The sequence below is a fragment of the Kitasatospora sp. NPDC001309 genome (assembly GCF_042896295.1).
GTDB lineage: Bacteria > Actinomycetota > Actinomycetes > Streptomycetales > Streptomycetaceae > Kitasatospora.
The window spans coordinates 18,408-35,647 of record NZ_JBIAXC010000072.1 but is presented as its reverse complement, the minus strand read 5'-3'; the positions used below and the strand labels follow the sequence as shown (position 1 = coordinate 35,647).

General features: G+C 74.7%; 7 protein-coding genes. 2 read left to right on the top strand and 5 right to left on the bottom strand.

Features of this window, described 5'->3' with window-relative positions; all coding sequences use genetic code 11:
* Window positions 1-104 precede the first annotated feature (104 nt).
* Complete coding sequence (locus tag ACFY2K_RS40910) at window positions 105-407, bottom strand: hypothetical protein (protein WP_380529286.1); 303 nt, start codon at window positions 405-407, stop codon at window positions 105-107.
* A 125-nt stretch (window positions 408-532) separates the two neighbouring features.
* On the opposite strand from ACFY2K_RS40910, the gene ACFY2K_RS40905 reads away from it, so the two are divergent.
* Both ACFY2K_RS40905 and ACFY2K_RS40900 read left to right on the top strand, forming a co-directional pair.
* Window positions 533-1,750 (top strand): pyridoxal-phosphate dependent enzyme, encoded by a 1,218-nt coding sequence (locus ACFY2K_RS40905; RefSeq protein ID WP_380529284.1) that lies wholly within the window; start codon window positions 533-535, stop codon window positions 1,748-1,750.
* Window positions 1,751-1,932: 182 nt separating this feature from the next.
* On the top strand, window positions 1,933-3,288 hold the full coding sequence (locus ACFY2K_RS40900) for a hypothetical protein (protein WP_387717821.1): 1,356 nt from the start codon (window positions 1,933-1,935) through the stop codon (window positions 3,286-3,288).
* A 90-nt stretch (window positions 3,289-3,378) separates the two neighbouring features.
* On the opposite strand, the gene ACFY2K_RS40895 is transcribed toward ACFY2K_RS40900, so the two are convergent.
* Genes ACFY2K_RS40895 through ACFY2K_RS40880 form a run of 4 tightly spaced genes read right to left on the bottom strand, consistent with a single transcriptional unit; the run spans window position 3,379 to window position 17,147 of the window.
* Window positions 3,379-4,434: a zinc-binding dehydrogenase gene (locus tag ACFY2K_RS40895; protein WP_375894453.1), complete on the bottom strand. Its 1,056-nt coding sequence runs from the start codon at window positions 4,432-4,434 to the stop codon at window positions 3,379-3,381.
* Window positions 4,435-4,490: 56 nt separating this feature from the next.
* A complete protein-coding gene (locus ACFY2K_RS40890) occupies window positions 4,491-6,155 on the bottom strand; it encodes a phytoene desaturase family protein (protein ID WP_375894451.1) in 1,665 nt (554 codons plus the stop codon).
* Between the two features lie 14 nt (window positions 6,156-6,169).
* The gene (locus ACFY2K_RS40885; protein ID WP_387717810.1) at window positions 6,170-7,864 is read right to left on the bottom strand and encodes a phytoene desaturase family protein; all 1,695 of its coding nucleotides are present in this window, start codon (window positions 7,862-7,864) and stop codon (window positions 6,170-6,172) included.
* Window positions 7,851-17,147 carry an amino acid adenylation domain-containing protein gene (locus tag ACFY2K_RS40880; RefSeq protein ID WP_387717807.1) on the bottom strand — a complete coding sequence of 3,099 codons (9,297 nt, stop codon included), beginning with the start codon at window positions 17,145-17,147 and terminating at the stop codon, window positions 7,851-7,853. The genes ACFY2K_RS40885 and ACFY2K_RS40880 overlap by 14 nt, the downstream gene beginning before the upstream one ends.
* Between the last annotated feature and the right edge of the window lie 93 nt (window positions 17,148-17,240).

The window sequence follows — 17,240 nt, the reverse complement described above, 5'->3', positions numbered from 1 at the left end:
CCCGGCCGCCCCCCCCCCCGGCGGGCCCCCCGGCCCCCCCCCCGCCCCCCCCGCCGGGGGGGGGGGGGGGGCCCCCGCCGGCCCCCGGGCGGCCGCTCGCCCCCTCAGCCGACCCGCTTGGCGACCCTCTGCTCGGCCTCCCGCAGGTGGCCCGCCTCGTCCCTGAGCCGGACTCCCGCCAGCCGGTAGAACTCGGGGCTCTCGTGCGTGGCCATCCGGTCGGAGAGGGCCGCCGCCAGCTCCCCCGTGACCTCCACCAGGTCGGCGAGCTCCCCGAGCATCACGGCGGCCTCCACCGCCGGGACCTTGTCCCGCCCCCGGTCCTTCGCCTTCGGCAGCGCGTTCTCCCGCAGCTGCCGCCGCGCCTCGTCGACCGCGTCGACCATCGCCCGTATCCCGCTGTCCATCCCGCTCCCCTCGCTCCGCCCGTTGTCCGTCCTCGGACATCCTCGGACATCCCCGTCAGTGTCCCCCGCCGAACAAGATTCAAAAACCCGCCCGGTAGCACCCGAAGCCCACCTAGGCTACTTACATGGCAACCTCCGACTCCCTCGCAACCGGCCAGCGCTCGCTCGGCGACCCCACCCTCGACTACCCCCTCTGGCCCCCGCTGACCTCGGGCTGCCCGCGCACCAGCACGGAGGACGTCTCCTACCCCGTCGAGGTCGACTACGCCTACGACAAGGCCGACCCGGCCGCCCTGTTCGCGCCCGTGCGGGCCCGCGCCGGCCTGGAGCGCTGGGCCCCGCTGCTGCCCCCGCTGCTCGCCCCCGGCCTCGGCGAGGGCGCCACCCCGCTGGTGGAGCTCGGGCCGGGCGTGTACGTCAAGGACGAGTCCCGCAACCCGACCTGGAGCCACAAGGACCGGCTGAACCGCTGCACCACCAGCGCCGCCGTCGGCGTCGGCGCGCCCGGCATCGCGGTGGCCTCCTCGGGCAACCACGGCGCCTCGGCCGCCGCGTACGCCGCCCGCGCCGGGCTGCCCTGCGTGGTGTTCACCGGCCCGGACACCCCGCCCGCCGTGGACGCCTTCCTCAACGCCTACGGCGCCGTGGTGCTGCCCGTCCCGTGGGAGTCCCGCTGGCCGCTGCTGCGCCAGGTGGTGGAGCGCTTCGGCCTGCACCCGGTCAGCAACCTGACGACCACCCACACCGGCCACGCCTTCGGCCCCGAGGGCTACAAGACCGTCGCGTACGAGATCTTCCAGGACGTCGGCGTGCCGAGCGCGGTGTTCGTCCCCACCGGGTACGGCGAACTGCTCTACGGCGTCTGGAAGGGCTTCACCGAGCTGCGCCGGCTGGGCCTGGCCGACCGGGTGCCGCGGATCCACGCCTGCGAGTCGGCGGCCTCCGGCCCGCTGCACCGGGCGATCGCCGAGGGCGCCCCGGCCGCGCACGTGACGGTCGGCCGGAGCAACGCGTACTCGATCGCCTCCCCGGTGAGCGGCTACCGGGGCGTGCTGGCGGTGACCGGGAGCGGCGGCGCCGCGCTGACCGTCGACGACCGCCAACTCGCCGACGCCCAGCGGGAGCTGTCCCGGGCCGGGCTGTGGACCGAGCTGTCCGCGGCGGCCGGCCTGGCGGGGCTGCGCAGCCTCGGCGCCGAGGCCCCGGCGGACGGTCCGGTGGTCTGCGTCTCCACCTCCAGCGGGTTCAAGGACAAGGGCATGGGCAGCCGCCCGACCGCCCCGGTCACCCCGACCTGGGAGGAGGTCGAGCGCCGGCTGCGCACCGCCGGGATCACCGGCTAGCACACGGGGGAACGAAGTCCGGACGAGCAAGGCCGGAAGCCTGCTGTTCGTCGGGACGTTCGCTGACGTAGGGTCGGCGTTCGCCCACGCACAGCAGGCTTGCTCCGCCCCACCGTCCCCGCACCAACTCCCCCGCGTCGAAGGGTAGTCCCGTGCTCCTTTCCCCCCGCCGTCTGCTGCCGCTGGCCGTCGCCGTCGCGGCGGTCCCGGTGCTCGCCCTCCCGGCGGTGCCCTCCGCGGCCGCCTCGTACGGCACTCCGACGATCACCTTCTCGGCCGGCTACCTGTCCGGCGCGGTGGGCGCCACCGGCGACCCGACGGTGGGCGTCACGGTCGCCCAGAGCGGTGCCCCCGCCTCGGCGCTGACGGTCGCGGCCTCGGCCAGCACCAAGGCCTCGGTGGCCCGGACCGGCGACGTGACGGTGACCGGCGGCGGCGCCGCCCGCACCCTGGCGGTCGCCGCCCAGGGCGTCGGCTACACCGACCTGACCGTCAAGGTGACCGGCCTGGGCGGCAAGACCGCCACCCGCACCCTGCACTACGCCGCCTCGGCCGCTGTCCGCGACTCCGCCGCGAGCCGCTACCTGACCGGTTCCAGCGACGCCTCGGCCGCCGTGGACGCGGGCGGCGGCTACGTCCTGGTCGGCGACGACGAGTCCAACACCCTGCGGCTCTACGACCGCAACAACTCCGGTGCCCCGGTGCGCAGCTGGGACTTCAGCTCGGCGCTCGGCGTCAGCAAGGAGATCGACATCGAGGCCGCCGCGCGGGTCGGCGACACGATCTACTGGACGGGTTCGCTGGGCAACAACAAGGACGGCAAGGTCAAGCCCGACCGGCACACCCTGTTCACCACCAGGGTGACCGGCTCCGGCGCCGACACCCAGCTGTCGCTGACCGGCTCCTACCAGGGGCTGCGCGACGACCTGATCGCGTGGGACAGCGCCCACGGCGACCGCTACGGCTTCGCGGCCGGCGCCGCCGAGGGCCAGGCGCCCAAGCAGGTCGACGGGTTCAACGTCGAGGGCCTGGAGTTCGCCCCGGGCAGCTCCACCACGGCGTACGTCGGCTTCCGCGCCCCGCTCACCCCGGCGGTCACCGGCGGCCGGGCCCTGCTCGTGCCGGTCACCAACTTCTCGTCCCTGTTCGGCGGTTCGGGCACCCACGCGACCGTCGGCGAGCCGATCGAGCTGGACCTCGGCGGGCTGTCCGTTCGCGACCTGCGCCGCAACGCCCTCGGCCAGTACGTGATCGTGGCGGGCTCCTGGGCGGCCGAGGACAACTCCGCCCCGTACGCGCTCTACCGCTGGGACGGCCGGCCGGGCTCCAAGCCGGTCAAGCTGCTCGACCTGCCCACCAGCGACGCCGGCGCCTGGGAGGCCGCCCCGGACCTGCCGGACCTCGACGCCCCGGGCGCTCGCGTCCAGCTGATCACCGACAACGGCTCCGCCGACCTCTACGGCGACGGCACGGACGCCAAGGACCTCACCCACCCGGAGTGGAAGAAGTCCCGCAGCACCTGGTTCACCCTGGGCTGACCCGGGGCCCGCAGACCGTCAGGCCTGCACCCCCGACCCCGCAGACCGGCCCCTCGGCCCCGCCAGGCCGAGGGGCCCTTCCGGCTCCGCTCACAGCTCGACCAGCACCTTCCCCCGGCTCGCCGAGCGGTCGACGTACAGGCTGCGGTAGGCGGCCGGGATGCTGTCGAAGCCCCGGTGGACGGTCTGCTGGTAGCGCAGTTCCCCGCTGCGGACCAGGGCGCCGAGGTCCCGGCGCAGCGCGGCCCAGTTCTCCTCGGTGAACCACTCCAGCGCGAAGATGCCGCGGATCACGGTGCGCGGGAACATGATCATCGGCAGCAGCCGGGGGCCCGCCCAGGCCCCGCCGACCTGGCTGCCCCACTGCCAGCAGACCGCGACCCGGCTGTCCACCGAGAGCATCCCGAAGACGGTGTCGGTGAGCGTGCCGCCGAGGCTGTCGAAGTAGCGGTCGATGCCGTCCGGGGCGAGCTGGGCGAGTTCCTTGGCCAGCCGCTCCGGGTCGTCCCCGTCGCGGTACTCCAGCACCGCGTCGAAGCCCAGCTCCCGTAGCCGGGCGGCCTTCGCCGGGGTCGCGGTGGTGCCGATCACCCGGGCGCCGCGGTGCCGGGCGAGCTGGCCGACCACCGAGCCGACCGCGCCGCTGGCCCCGCTGACCAGCACCGTCAGCCCGGGGCGCACGTCCAGGAACTTCTCCACCGTCCCCCAGGCGGCCATCCCGGGGCCGCCGAGCAGGCCGAGCGCGGTGGTGACCGGCAGCTGCTCGTCGTAGTCGGCGCGGTCCAGCCGCCGGAAGGCCGGGAAGACCATCGGGAAGGTGCCGGTCTGCCAGAGCCAGGACGCGCCGTTGCCGATCACGTGGCTGCGCCAGCCGCCGAAGCCCTGCACCAGGTCCCCGACGGCGAACCGCGCGGCGGGTCCGGCCCGCACCACCTCCATGATCGAGTCGGCGCCCATGTGGTCGCCGACCGGGGTGTCCAGCGCGATGCCCTGGAGGTACGGGTCGACCGACACCCAGCGCGTGCGCAGCAGCATCTCGTCCTCGGCGAGCCGGACGTCCACCTCCTCGACGACCTTCTCGTACATCCGGTCGACGTCCGGCACCCCGTCCACGTGCGCGCGGACGACCCACTTCTCGATCCGCACCTTCCCGGCGGTCAGCACGGACGCCGCGGTCCTCACGGATTCGTTCACGGACTGGCTCACGAGGTGACTCCAAACTGCCGGTCGTCGGGGCCGACCGGGTCGGTGATCAGGGTGGGCGGCGGAGCGTGGTCGTCCACCTCCGCGGTGAACGGCCGGCCGTCGTCGCGGCAGATGAACTGGACGACGTGCCGGCCGGCGGCGGCCGCGCGGATCAGCCCGCCGGTGGTCGCCCAGACGCCGGAGAGGTAGAAGTTGGCCAGGCCGGGCAGCCCGGGGCCGTTGCGCTTGATCTCCTCCTCCAGGGTCTCCCCGCCCTCCACGAAGGGCTGCCAGCCGAGCACCGTGCCGTCGTAGTTGCCGGTGTAGCGGACCTGGGTGAGCGGGGTGGAGACGTCCTTGACGGCCACCGCCTCCCGCAGCCCGGGGTGGTGGCCGTCCAGGAACTCGATGACGGCGTCCCGCACCCGGCGCTTCTCCCGCTGGTACTCCCGGCCCCGGCCGACCGGCAGGGTGTGCAGCTCCTCGCCGCGCCGCTGCCGGACGGCCTGTTCGGGGCCGGTGCTCAGGGCGCGCCAGGGCGCGATGTCGCAGAAGTAGCTGGCGTAGACGACGGTGGTCCCGGCGGGCGACAGCTCGGGGTAGTGCCGGCTGCGGAACTGGATGTTGATGCTGGGGTGCCGGATGCCGGTGAGCCGCGCCGCGAACTCCTCCTCCAGCAGGTAGGTGCTGCACGGGTCGCCCGCCGGGAACGGCGTGCGCAGGCCGAGGAAGACGGTGAGGTAGCCGGGGAAGACCATGCCCGGCTCGGTCAGCGTCTTCGTGTACAGCCGGCGGTAGGTGTCGTTCAGGTAGCGGCCCTTGAGCAGGTCGAGCATGGTGGTGCGGCCGTCGCAGGCGGCCACCACGACGTCCGCCCGCACCTCCCGCCCGTCGCTCAGCCGCACCCCGACGGCGGTGTCCCGCTCGACCAGGATCTCGGTGACCTTGGCGTTGTACGTGATCTCCCCGCCGAGCCGCCGGTAGCGCTGCTCGACCGAGCGCGCCAGCCCCAGCGAGCCGCCCTCCGGCACCCCGGCGGACTGCCCGGCGTGCGAGGCGAGTTGGAAGTACGTCGGCAGCACCGGGAAGTTGGGGTGCTTCTCGTACAGCACGAAGTTGAACGCCTCGCGCAGCAGCGGGCTGCGGAACCGCGCCGAGTAGTCGCTCATCAGCACCGAGATGGAGCGCCGGATCACGTTGACGTACGGCAGGAAGGAGGCGAGCATCCGCCAGCGCTCCCACCGGCCCATCAGCCCGACCGGCTTGAGGAAGGGGTAACGGGTCAGCGCCAGGCGGAACTTGCGCAGGCCCGCGCAGAACTGCCGGATCTGCCGGGCGTCCTCGGGCGCGAGGTCCAGCAGGTGGGCTTCCAGCCGGTCCGGGTCGGAGTAGAAGCGCACCGCCCGGCCGTCCCGGGTGCGCACCACGTTGAACACGTCGAAGTTGCGCATCCGCTTGCCCTGGAGGGCGCCGAGTTCGAGCCAGATCCGGTGCATCTCGTTGCCCGGACCGCTGCCCAGCAGCCAGCTGACGCAGCAGTCGAAGGTGAACTCGCCGCGGTCCCAGGCGGTGCAGCAGCCGCCGGGCAGTTCGTGCATCTCCAGGACCTGGCTGCGGTAGCCGTTCATCTGCGCGTAGCAGCCGGTGGACAGGCCGCCGAGGCCGCCGCCGATGATGACCATGCTCTGCCTGCCGCTCATTCGCCCGCTCCCCGGTCCGGTGCTCCGACGGTGGCCCGGTCGAGTTGCGGCAGCCGGCCCCACTTGCCCGGGTGCCAGGGTTCGCGGTCCTCGCTGGGCCAGGCCCGGAACGGTCGGCCGAGTTCCTGGCAGAGGTACTGGGCGGCGTACCGGCCGCTGGTGGCGGCCCGGATCAGTCCGCCCAGCGAGGCCCACTGGCCGGCCATGGAGAAGCCGGCGAGGCCGGGCAGTCGCATCCGGTCCCGGTTGACCAGGCGGTTGGCGGTGTCCTCGGCCTCGGAGAAGGCCTGCCAGGCGAGGATGCTGCCGCGGGTGTTGCCGGTGAACCGCTCGGTGGTCACCGGCGAGGCGACGTCGACCAGTTCGATCCGGGCGCCGATCCCGGGGTGGACGCGGTCCAGGAACTCCCGGACGAACGCGGCGACTTCCTGCTTGCGTGCCCGGTAGGCGCGGCGGTCGCGGTTGCGCAGCTCCTTCCAGGACCGGTAGTCGCTGAAGTAGGTGCAGTGCAGGACGGACTTGCCGGGCGGGGCGAAGCCCTCCGCGTAGTTCGAGCGCAGCTGCACCACCAGGCTCTGCTGGAGCGAGCCGGGCAGCCGGGCGGCGTCGGCCGGGCCCAACAGGTAGGTGGTGCAGTGCGGTTCGCCCGCCGGCAGCGGCCCGTCCAGCCCGACGAAGGCGGAGACCACCGCCGGGTAGAGGTTGCCGGGCTTCTCCAGCAGCTCGCCGTACAGCCGGTCGGTGACGGGGCTGGAGTAGCGGCCGCGCAGCAGCCGGTCCAGCACCGTCGGCCCGTCGCAGGCGGCCACCACGTGGTCGGCGAAGTACCGGGTGCCGTCGCGCAGTTCGACGCCGACGGCGCGGTCGTCCTCGATCAGGATCCGGTCCACCCGGCAGCGGTAGTCGATCACTCCGCCGAGCCGGGTGTACCGCTGCTCCACCGAGCGGGCCAGCCCGAGCGAACCGCCCTGGGGGAAGCCCGCGTTGCCGGTGTGGGCGGCCGCCAGGGTGTAGAGGTAGGGCAGCAGCGGGAAGCCGGCCGGCTCCTGGAGGAACATGGTGGGGAAGGCCCGGCGCAGCAAGGGGTCCTGGAAGCGTTCGGCGAAGCGGCTCATCGGGGTGGCCGCGGTGCGCCAGAACAGCCGGAAGGCGGGCAGCACGGTGCGCAGGGTGCGCAGCCGTTCGGCGGTGCTGCGCAGCGGCGGCGGGGTGAGGTCCCAGGGCAGGTCGAGGGCGACGAAGCGGCGCAGGTCGCGGCAGAAGGCGCGGATCGGCGCGGCGTCGCCGGGGGCGAGGGCCAGCAGGTGGGCCTCCAGCCGGTCCGGGTCGGTGTGGAAGGTGACGGCCCGGCCGTGTTCGTCGACGACCCGGTTGAAGGTGTCGAAGTGGGTCACCGACTTGCCGTCCAGGGCGCCGAGTTCGCTCCAGACCTGGTGGGCGCCGGTGCCCTCGGCGGTGCCGATCAGCCAGTCGATGCAGTAGTCGAAGAGGTAGCCCTGCCGGGACCACGCGGTGCAGCAGCCGCCGGGCAGCACGTGCTTCTCCAGGATCCGGGTCTCCAGCCCGCTCATCTGCGCGTAGCAGCCGGTGGCGAGGCCGGCCAGGCCGGCCCCGATCACGATCACCCGGGGCGGGCCTGCGGCGGTCCGCCCCCGGCGGGGCCAGTGCGGCCCGCGGTCAGCGGCGGCCATCGGCGGTGCCTCCCGCCAGGACGGTGGCGGCCAGTTCGGCGTTGCGGGCGGCGAACTCGCCGTCCAGCATCTCGGCGTGGCTGCCGTGCCCGGCATGCACGGCGGTTCCGGTGGTGGAGGCGCCGTGCCAGGAGCCGGGTTCGCCGCCGGTGTGGACGGCGAGCCGGTCGCGCTCGCAGACCACGTCCAGCCGGGCCCGGACGGTGCCGGTGTTGGGGGTCCTGCTGCAGAACTCCAGGTAGTCCCTGGCCTGGTGCAGGGTCTCCTGGGCGACGATCCGGGAGCCGGTGTGGCGGTGCAGGTGGTCCTGGAGCTCCCGCTCGAACACGGCCACGTGCTCCTCCCCCAGGTCGAAGGCGTCCAGGACCCGGTAGGCGTCCACCAGCAGTACCGATTCGACCGCGCGCCCGCGCCGCTCCAGCTCCTTGGCCACCTCGAAGGCGAGATTGCCGCCGAGCGAGTAGCCGAGCAGCCGGTACGGTCCGGCCGGGTGCAGTTCCTCGACGAGGTCGGCGTAGCGCTCGGTCTTGTCGTCGCCGGTCAGGTAGTTGAAGGCGGCGATCCGGTGGCCGGGCAGGGCGGCGGCGAGCTGCCGGTAGACCAGTCCGTGGCCGCCCGCGGGCGGGAAGCAGAAGACCGTACGGCCCTCGGGCGCTTCGGTGTTGAACCACAGGTGGGGCTGCCCGCCGGCCACCTCGCCGGTGATGATCTGCTCGACCGTGCGGGCCATGCCGTGCAGGGTGGTGACCTTGAACAGCAGGCCGACCGGGATGCTGATGTTGAACTCGGTCCGGAGGTGGTGGATCAGCTCGATCAGTCGGATGGAGCTGCCGCCGAGCTCGAAGAAGTCGTGCTGGAGGCCGACTTCGGGCACCCCGAGCAGCTGCTGCCAGTGTGCGGCGACCCGCTGCTCGTAGAGGGTGACGGGCGGTTCGTGGCGCGCGCCGCCGGTGTCGGCGGCGGGCTCGGGCAGGGCGGCGAGGTCGACCTTGCCGTTCGGGGTGAGCGGCAGGGCGGGCAGTGCGGTGAGGTAGGAGGGGATCATCACGGTGGGCAGGTGCTCGGCGAGGTGGCGGCGCAGTTCGCGGCGGTCCAGCGTGACGCCCTCGGCGGGCACCAGGTAGGCGGCCAGGGCGGGTTCGCCCGCGCCGTCCCGGCTGACCGTCACGCAGGCCTCGGCGACCTCGGGCCGGGCGGTGAGGTGGGCCTCGATCTCGCCCGGCTCGATCCGGTGGCCGCGCACCTTGACCTGGTTGTCGATCCGGCCGAGCAGGTGGGCGGTGCCGGCGGTGTCCCAGCGGCCGAGGTCGCCGGTGCGGTAGAGCCGCCGGGGCGTGCCGTCCAGGTCCATGACCCGGAACCGCTGCTCGGTCTGGACCGGGTCGTTCGGGTAGCCGGCCGCGACGCCCGCGCCACCGATCCACAGTTCGCCGGGCACCCCGGCCGGGACGGGCTCGCCGTAGCGGTCCAGGACGTACAGCGCGCTGTTCGGGAAGGGCCGCCCGATCGGGACCATCCGGCCGGGTTCCAGTTCCTCGGCGTCACCCTCGTAGTAGCTGCTGTCCACGGTGGCCTCGGTCAGGCCGTAGGAGTTGACCAGCCGGGTGGCCGGGCCGCACAGGGCGCGCAGCCGGTGGTGTTCGGCGGCCTTCCAGGAGTCGGAGCCGACCACCAGCAGCCGCAGGAAGTCCAGCCGCAGGCCGTCGCGTTCGCAGTGCGCCAGCAGGGCGCGGGCCACGGCGGGGACGAACTCGCCGCAGTCCACGGCCTCTTCGCGCATCACCCGGTACAGCCGGGCGGTGTCGAAGAGCAGCTCGCGGTCGACCAGGACGAGCGTGCCGCCGGTGCCGAGGGCCCGGGCGAGGTCGCCGGTGAACACGTCGAAGGCGGTGCCGGCCATCTGGAGGTGCACCCGGGCCTCGGTGTCCAGGCGGTACTCGGCCCGCCAGCCCGCCGTGGCGGCGGCCAGCTGGCGGTGCTGGACCAGGACGCCCTTGGGCCGCCCGGTGGAGCCGGAGGTGTGGATCAGGTACGCGGGCCGGTCCGGGTCGGCGGCGGGCAGCGGCCCGGCGGCGGCCGCGGGCCGGTCCAGGTCGGCCGGGGTGACCGGCCGGGCGGGCAGGTCGACCGCCTCCCGGTGCCGTTCGTCGACCACGACCAGGGTCGCGCCGGCGTCGGCCAGCTGGTGCGCCAGCCGGTCGGCCGGGTGCCCGGGGTCGAGCGGCAGGTAGGCGGCGCCGGCCCGCCAGACCGCCAGCAGGGTGGTGACCAGCTCGGGTGACTTGTCCAGGCAGACCGCGACCACCGAGCCCTCACCGGCGCCGAGTTCGCGCAGCCGGGCGGCGGCGCGCTGGGAGCGCCGGTCCAGTTCTCCGTAGCTCAGCCGCCGGACGCCGTCCCGGCCGGGGACGACCACCGCTACGGCCTCCGGGTGCTCGGCGGCGGCCTTGGCGATCAGCTCGGGCAGCGGCACGTCGTGGTCGATCCGCCGTCCGGCGCCGCTGAACTCCTCCAGCACGAGCCGCCGTTCGGCCTCGTCCAGGATCCGCAGCCGGCCGACCGGCTCGCCCGCCGGGGCCCGGGTCATGGCGTCCAGCAGATTGCGGTAGTGGGCGGCGAGGCGCTGGACGGTGCCGGGTTCGAAGAGGTCGGAGTTGTACTTGAACACGCAGTGGAAGCAGTTGTCCGCGCGGTCCTCGTAGGCGGACAGGGTGAGGTCGAACTGCCCCTCCTCCTCGGGCAGTTCGATGTACTCCAGGCGGTAGCCGAAGCGCTCCACGGCGACCTTGTGGGTGAGCAGGATGAACATCGCCTGGAACACCGCGGAGCGGCTCGGGTCGTGCTGGAGGCCGAGCCGCTCGACCAGCAGCGGGAAGGGGTACTCCTGGTTGTCCAGCCCGCCGAGGACGCTCTCCCGCACCCGGGCCAGCAGTTCGGTGACGGTCGGCTCCCCGGCCAGGCTCACGTGCAGCGGCAGCGGGTTGACGAAGTAGCCGTAGACGGAGGCGAACTCCTCCTGGGTGCGGCCGGTGACGGGACTGCCGACCACGATGTCCGGCTGGCCGGACCACCGGTGCAGCAGCAGGTAGTAGGCGCCGAGCAGCACCATGAACGGGGTGGCGTCGTTCGCCCGGGCCAACTCGTGCACCCGGGCGGTCAGTTCCTCGTCGATCCGGAAGAACTCGGAGGCCCCGTTGTGGGTCTGCACGGCCGGGCGGGGCTTGTCGGTGGGCAGGGCCAGCACCGGCATCCCGGCGGGCAGGTGGCCGCGCCAGTAGTCGAGCATCCGCTGCGCCTGCGGCCCGGCCAGGAAGCGGTTCTGGTGGTTGAGGAAGTCCAGGTAGCGGGCGGCCACCGGGGGCAGTTCGGGGGTGCGGCCGCGGCGCAGCGCCTGGTAGACCTCGAACAGCTCCTCGATGAAGGTGAAGGTGGAGATCGCGTCCGAGACGATGTGGTGCACGGCCTTCATCAGCACCCAGCGGTCCGGGCCGCGCCGGAACAGCCGCAGCCGCACCAGCGGGTCCTCGGCCAGGTCGTACGGCCGGCGGTACTCGCGGACGATCAGCGCGTGGATCTCCTCCCAGGGGCGGCCCTCGACGTCGAACAGCGCGGTGTCGGCGACGGCTTCGGCGCGGATCCGCTGGACGGGGCGGCCCTGCTCGGCGGTGAAGGCCGCGCGCAGTCCGGGGTGCCGGGCGACCAGGAAGGCGAAGGCGGTGAACATCAGGTCCGGGTCGAGTTCGGCGCGCACCTCGACCGCGCCGCCGATGTTGTACGCGAAGCCGTCCGGGTGGAGCTGGCGCAGGAACCACAGGGCCTGCTGGTTGTGGGTGAGCGGGTAGCGAGCCTCGTCGGTGTGGAGTTCGACCTCGGCCTGCTGCGGGCCGCCCTCGGCGGCGAGCTGCTCGGCCAGGCCGGCGGTGAGCAGCTCGACCAGGTCGGCCACGCTGCCGTTGCTGAGCAGCGCCACCACCGGGAGGGCGACGCCGAGTTCGCCGTGCATCCGGGCCCGCAGCTCCATGGCGAGCAGCGAGTCCAGGCCGTGGGCGCCGAGTCTGGTGTCCGGGGTGATCCGCTCGACGGCGGTGCGCAGCACGGCGGCGGCGGCCGCGCCGAACCGTTCGGCGACCAGCTGTCGGCGGGCCTGCGGGTCGGCGGCGCGGTAGCCGTCCAGGAAGCCGCCGGTCTCGGCCGGGGCCTGTGCGGCGGCGCCGGCCGCGAGCTCGGCGACCAGCGGCGGCGGGGCGGGGTACCAGGCGAGGAAGGTGGGCCAGTCGACGACGGTGGCGACCAGCAGCTGGGCACGGTCCTGCCCGAGGACGCGTTCCAGGACGGCGGTGCCGGCCTCGGGGGGCAGCGAGCTCATGCCGCGGGCGTCGCGGTAGTGGGCGACCAGGCCGAGTTCCTCGATCATGCCGGTGGCCCAGGGGCCCCAGTCCAGGCTGAGCGCGGGCCGGCCCTGGGCCCGGCGGTGGTGGGCGAGGGCGTCCAGGAAGGCGTTGCCGGCCGCGTAGTTGGTCTGTCCGGCGGTGGTGAGCAGCGAGGCGACGGAGGCGAACAGCACGAAGTGGTCGAGCGGTTCGTCGGCGAGCAGCCGGTGCAGCAGGTGGGCGCCGGCCACCTTGGGGGCGTACCCGGCGTCGAAGGCGGGCCGGTCCATCTGCGCCAGCAGGGTGTCCCTGACCTGTCCGGCGAGGTGGAACACCCCCCGGATGGGCGGGAGTTGGCGGCGGCGGTGGTCGGCGAGCCAGGCCGCGAGGGCCGGTCCGTCGGTGACGTCCACGGTGGCGAGCAGCGGTTCGGCGCCGAGCGCCTCCAGTTCGCGCAGGAAGGCGATCCGCTCCCCGGCGGGTGTCGCGGGGTCGACGGCGTGCCAGTCGGCGCGCGGCGGCAGGGCGGTGCGGCCGACCAGGACCAGCCGCCGGGCGCCGCGCCGCACCAGGGTGCGGCAGAGCAGCCGGCCGAGCGCGCCGAGCCCGCCGGTGACCAGGTAGCAGCCGTCCGGGCGCAGCACCGGCGGCAGCGGCCGGGTGAGGCCCTCGGCGGGGCGCAGCCGACTGGTGAGCCGGCGGCCGGCCCGCAGGGCGAGTTCCTGTTCGGCCTCGGCCGGGCGGTCGCCCGCGTGGTCGCCCGGGCGGGCGGCGACCGGGTCGGCGAGTTCGGCGAGCAGGGCCGCGGCCTGGTCGGCGGCCGGCCGGGCCGGGTCCAGGTCGATCAGGCTGCCGCGCTGGGCGACGAGTTCCTGTTGCCAGAGCACCCGGCCGATGCCCCAGGCGGGGGCGCCGAGCGGTTCGACCCGGTCCTGCGGGCCGGTGGCCTGGGTGCCGCGGGTGACGATGTGCAGCCGGCCGTCGGGGCGGGCGGCGGCCAGGGCCCGGGCGAGGGTGATCAGCGAGTAGGCGCCGTGGGTGGCGAGCCGGTCGAGCTGCCCGGGGTCGCCGGGGTCGAGGGCGTCCAGGGCGGGCAGGTCGAGGTTCCACAGGTGGACGACGGTCCGGTGGGCCGGGTCCAGCTCGGCGAACAGCCGCTGGAGGTCCTCGGCGGAGTCGGGCCGTACGGTCGTCCCGCCGTCCCCGGTGGCGTACGAGGGGCCGGGCCGGACGAGGTGGCAGCGGGCGCCGCGCCCGGCGGCCAGGGCGGCCAGCCGTTCGGCGAGGCCGCCGGCGTCGGCGAACAGCAGCAGGTCGCCGGTGGGGGCGTCGTGCGGCGCGGCCGGGGCGTCCTGCCAGGCGAGTTCGGTGAGCCAGCCGTCGATGGTGGCCAGGCCGACCGAGGCGGCCGCCCGGGCGACGTCGGCGACCTTGAAGCCGGTGATCCGCCCGAGCGGGGTGCCGTCCTCGGCGTACAGGGCGAGGTCGCCGACGAGTTCCTCGGTGCTCTCCCGGGTGACGGTGGCGTGCGCCCAGATCGGGCGGTCGCCGATGGCGTCGAGCCGGACCTCCTCGATCGAGACGGGCAGCCGGACGCTGCCGTCCCCGGGAGCGTGCAGCCGGGTGGTGAGCAGGGTCTGGAAGCAGGCGTCGAGCAGCACCGGGTGGAGGTGGTGGTCGGCGGCGCCGGGGCCGAGCCGCTCGGTGGGGCGGATCCGGGCGAGCGCCTCGCCGGGCCCGGCCCAGACCTCGGCGACGGCGCGGAAGGCCGGCCCGTAGTCGTAGCCGCGCTCGGCCAGCCGCCGGTAGCAGTCCGGGCCGTCGAGGTGCTGCCCGCGTTCGCGCAGCGCGTCGAGGTCGGCGGCGGGGCCGTAGGAGCGGCGCTGGCCGGTGCGGACCCGGCCGCCGGCGTGCACGGTGGGTTCGCCGCCGGCCGGGGTGGCGGCGATGGTGAAGCGGGCGTCCTCGGGGGCGTAGCCGAGCTGGACGGGCACGGGTTCGGTGTCGGAGAGGAACAGCGCCCGGTGCAGTTCGACCTCGGCCAGCACGACCTGGCTGCCGCCGGTCAGCGCGCGGACGGCCTGGGCGGCCATCTCCAGGTACCCGGCGGCGGGGAAGACCGCCCGGCCCTCGATCCGGTGGTCGTCCAGGTAGGGCAGCCGCTCGGGGTCGAGCGCGGTGGTCCAGGTGGGCTGGGCGGCGGCGGTGCGGCGGCCGAGCAGCGGGTGGTCGAGCTGCCCGAGCCGGACCTGCTCGACCGGCTTCGGCTCGGTCCAGTGGCGCTCGCGCCGCCACGGGTAGCCGGGCAGCGGCACCGGGCGCCCGGCCGGGTGCAGCGCGTGCCAGTCCAACTCGACGCCGAGGGTGTGGAGTTCGGCCAAGGTCCGGGCGACGCGCTCGGGTTCGTCCTGCTGCCGGCGGATCGACGGCAGGGTGTGCGCCTGCTCGGCGCACTCGCGGATCGCGTGGCCGAGCACGGGGTGCGGGCCGATCTCCAGGAAGAGCCGGTGCCCGTCCTCGGCCATCCGCTCGACGGCGGCCCGGAAGCGCACCGGGTGGCGGACGTTGTGCCACCAGTACCCGGCGTCCAGCTCGGGCCCCAGGGCGAGCCCCTCGCGGGCGGTGAGGTGGAGCGGCAGCCGGGCCCGCTGCGGCCTGATCCCGGCCAGGGCGGCGGTGAGTTCGGCCCGGATCGGGTCCATCCGCACGCTGTGGTAGGGCACTTCGACGTCCAGGAGGCGGGCGAAGACGCCCTGCCCTTCGAGCGCGGCGGCGAGTTCGCGCAGCGCCTCGGTGTCCCCGGCGAGGGTCACCGCGGAGGGGCTGTTGACGGCGCCGAGCGAGACCCGGTCGCGGTACGGGCGGATCCGACGCTCCGCCTCGGCCTCCGGCAGGCCGACGGCGAGCATCGAGCCCGTCCCGGCCAGCCGCTGCTGGAGCGAGCTGCGGGCGAGCACCACCCGGACGGCGTCGGCCAGGTCGTAGACCCCGGCCTCGTGGAAGGCGGCGACCTCCCCGGTGCTGTGGCCCACCACCGCGTCGGGGTGCACGCCGTGGCTGCGCCAGAGCGCCGAGAGCCCCAGCTGGACGGCGAAGTTGGCGGGCTGGGCGAGCCAGGTCGCGGCCATCCGGGAGTCGGCCTCGTCCCGGCCGAGTTCGTCCAGCAGGGACCAGCCGGCCTGGACGCGGATCTCGGCGTCCACCGCCCGGACGGCCTCCCGGTAGACCGGCTCGCTCTCGTACAGGCCCCGGCCCATCCCCCACCACTGCGGGCCCATGCCGGTGAACACCCAGGCCAGTCGGCGCTGTTGACGCTCCCGGGCCAGGCCCCGGACGACCCGGGGGTGGTCCTCGCCGCGTTCGTGGGCGGCCAGCGCCTCGGCCAGGTCGGCGGGCCCGGTGTGCACCACGGCGAGCCGCTCGGGCAGGTGCTCGCGGCGGTGCGCCAGGGTGTGGCCGAGGTCCGCCGGGCAGGCCCCGGCGGCGATCTCCTGCCGTACGGCGGCGGCGAGTTCGGGCAGTCCGGCGGCGTCCCGGGTGCTCAACGGCAGCACCGTGACGGCCGGTCGCCGGGCGGGGGCGACCGGGGCGGGCGGCGGCGGTTCCTCCAGCAGGACGTGGGCGTTGGTGCCGCCGAAGCCGAAGGAGTTGACGCCGGCCCGGGCCGGCCCCTGGTGCTCGGGCCAGTCGACCGGGGCGGTCGGGATGTCGAAGGGCAGCGCGGCCAGGTCGATGGCCGGGTTGGGCCGCTCCAGGTTGAGGTGCGGCGGGATCCGGCGGTGCCGCAGGGCGAGCGCGGTCTTGATCAGTCCGGCGACCCCGGCGGCGGCCTCGGTGTGCCCGATGTTGGTCTTCACCGAGCCGACGTAGCAGCGCTCCCCCTCGCGGCGCCCGATGCCGAGCACCCGGCCGAGCGCGGCCGCCTCGATCGGGTCGCCGACCGGGGTGGAGGTGCCGTGCGCCTCGACGTACTGGAGGCTGCCGGGCAGCACCCCGGCTCCGGCGCAGACCCGTTCGATCAGGGCGGCCTGGGCGTCCGCGCTGGGGACGGTGATGCCGTTGGTGCGGCCGTCCTGGTTGACGCCGCTGCCGAGGATCACGGCGTGCACCGGGTCGCCGTCGCGCAGCGCGTCGGAGAGCCGCTTGAGCACCACCACACCGACCCCCTCGGCCCGCACGTAGCCGTCGGCGGCGGCGTCGAAGGCGCGCGAGCGGCCGTCGGCGGAGAGGAAGCCGCCCTTGGTCTCGGCGATCGTGTACTGCGGCGCCATGTGCAGCAGGGCGCCGCCGGCCAGGGCGAGTTCGGTCTCGCCGCGGAGCAGGCTCTGGCAGGCCAGGTGGACCGCGACCAGGGAGGAGCTGCACGCGGTGTCGATCGAGACGCTGGGGCCGCGGAAGTCGAAGCAGTGCGAGATCCGGTTGGACACCATCGTCATCATGGTGCCGGTGGCGGTGTGCGCGGCGATGGTGGTGAAGTCCAGGTCGGCGAACTGGAGGATCTTCCAGTCCAGCGTGAAGGCGCCCATGTAGACGCCGACGTCCCGCCCGGCCAGCGCGCCGGGGCGCAGCCCGCCGTCCTCCAGCGCCTCCCAGCTCACCTCCAGGAGCTTGCGCTGCTGCGGGTCCATGTGGGCGGCCTCGCGGGGGCTGATCCCGAAGAAGGCCGGGTCGAAAGTGTCGAAGCCGTCGATGTAGCCGCCCCGGCCGCCGATCAGCCGCCCCGGCTTGGCACGGTCACGGCTGCCCAGGGTGCCGGTGTCGTACCGGTCGGCGGGGGTGTCGGTGAGACAGTCCCGGCCCTCGATCAGGTTGCGCCAGTAGGTCCGGTGGTCGTTGGCGTGTCCCGGCAGGCGGCAGCCGATGCCGGTGATCGCGATCCGTTCGCAGGGCACGGCGAAGGGCGAGGTGGTCATGGTCCAATCCGAGGGTGGTGGCGGGGACGGCACGGGGCACGGGCGGGGCGGCTGCCCGGGGACCGGTCGGAACGGGGGCGGGTCGGAACGGGG

Excerpts from the sequence above, each read along its gene's own strand:
- ACFY2K_RS40910 (WP_380529286.1), bottom strand. The coding sequence starts at position 407 with ATGGACAGCGGGATACGGGCGATGGTCGACGCGGTCGACGAGGCGCGG.
- ACFY2K_RS40905 (WP_380529284.1), top strand. The coding sequence starts at position 533 with ATGGCAACCTCCGACTCCCTCGCAACCGGCCAGCGCTCGCTCGGCGAC.
- ACFY2K_RS40890 (WP_375894451.1), bottom strand. The coding sequence starts at position 6,155 with ATGGTCATCATCGGCGGCGGCCTCGGCGGCCTGTCCACCGGCTGCTAC.
- ACFY2K_RS40885 (WP_387717810.1), bottom strand. The coding sequence starts at position 7,864 with ATGGCCGCCGCTGACCGCGGGCCGCACTGGCCCCGCCGGGGGCGGACC.
- ACFY2K_RS40880 (WP_387717807.1), bottom strand. The coding sequence starts at position 17,147 with ATGACCACCTCGCCCTTCGCCGTGCCCTGCGAACGGATCGCGATCACC.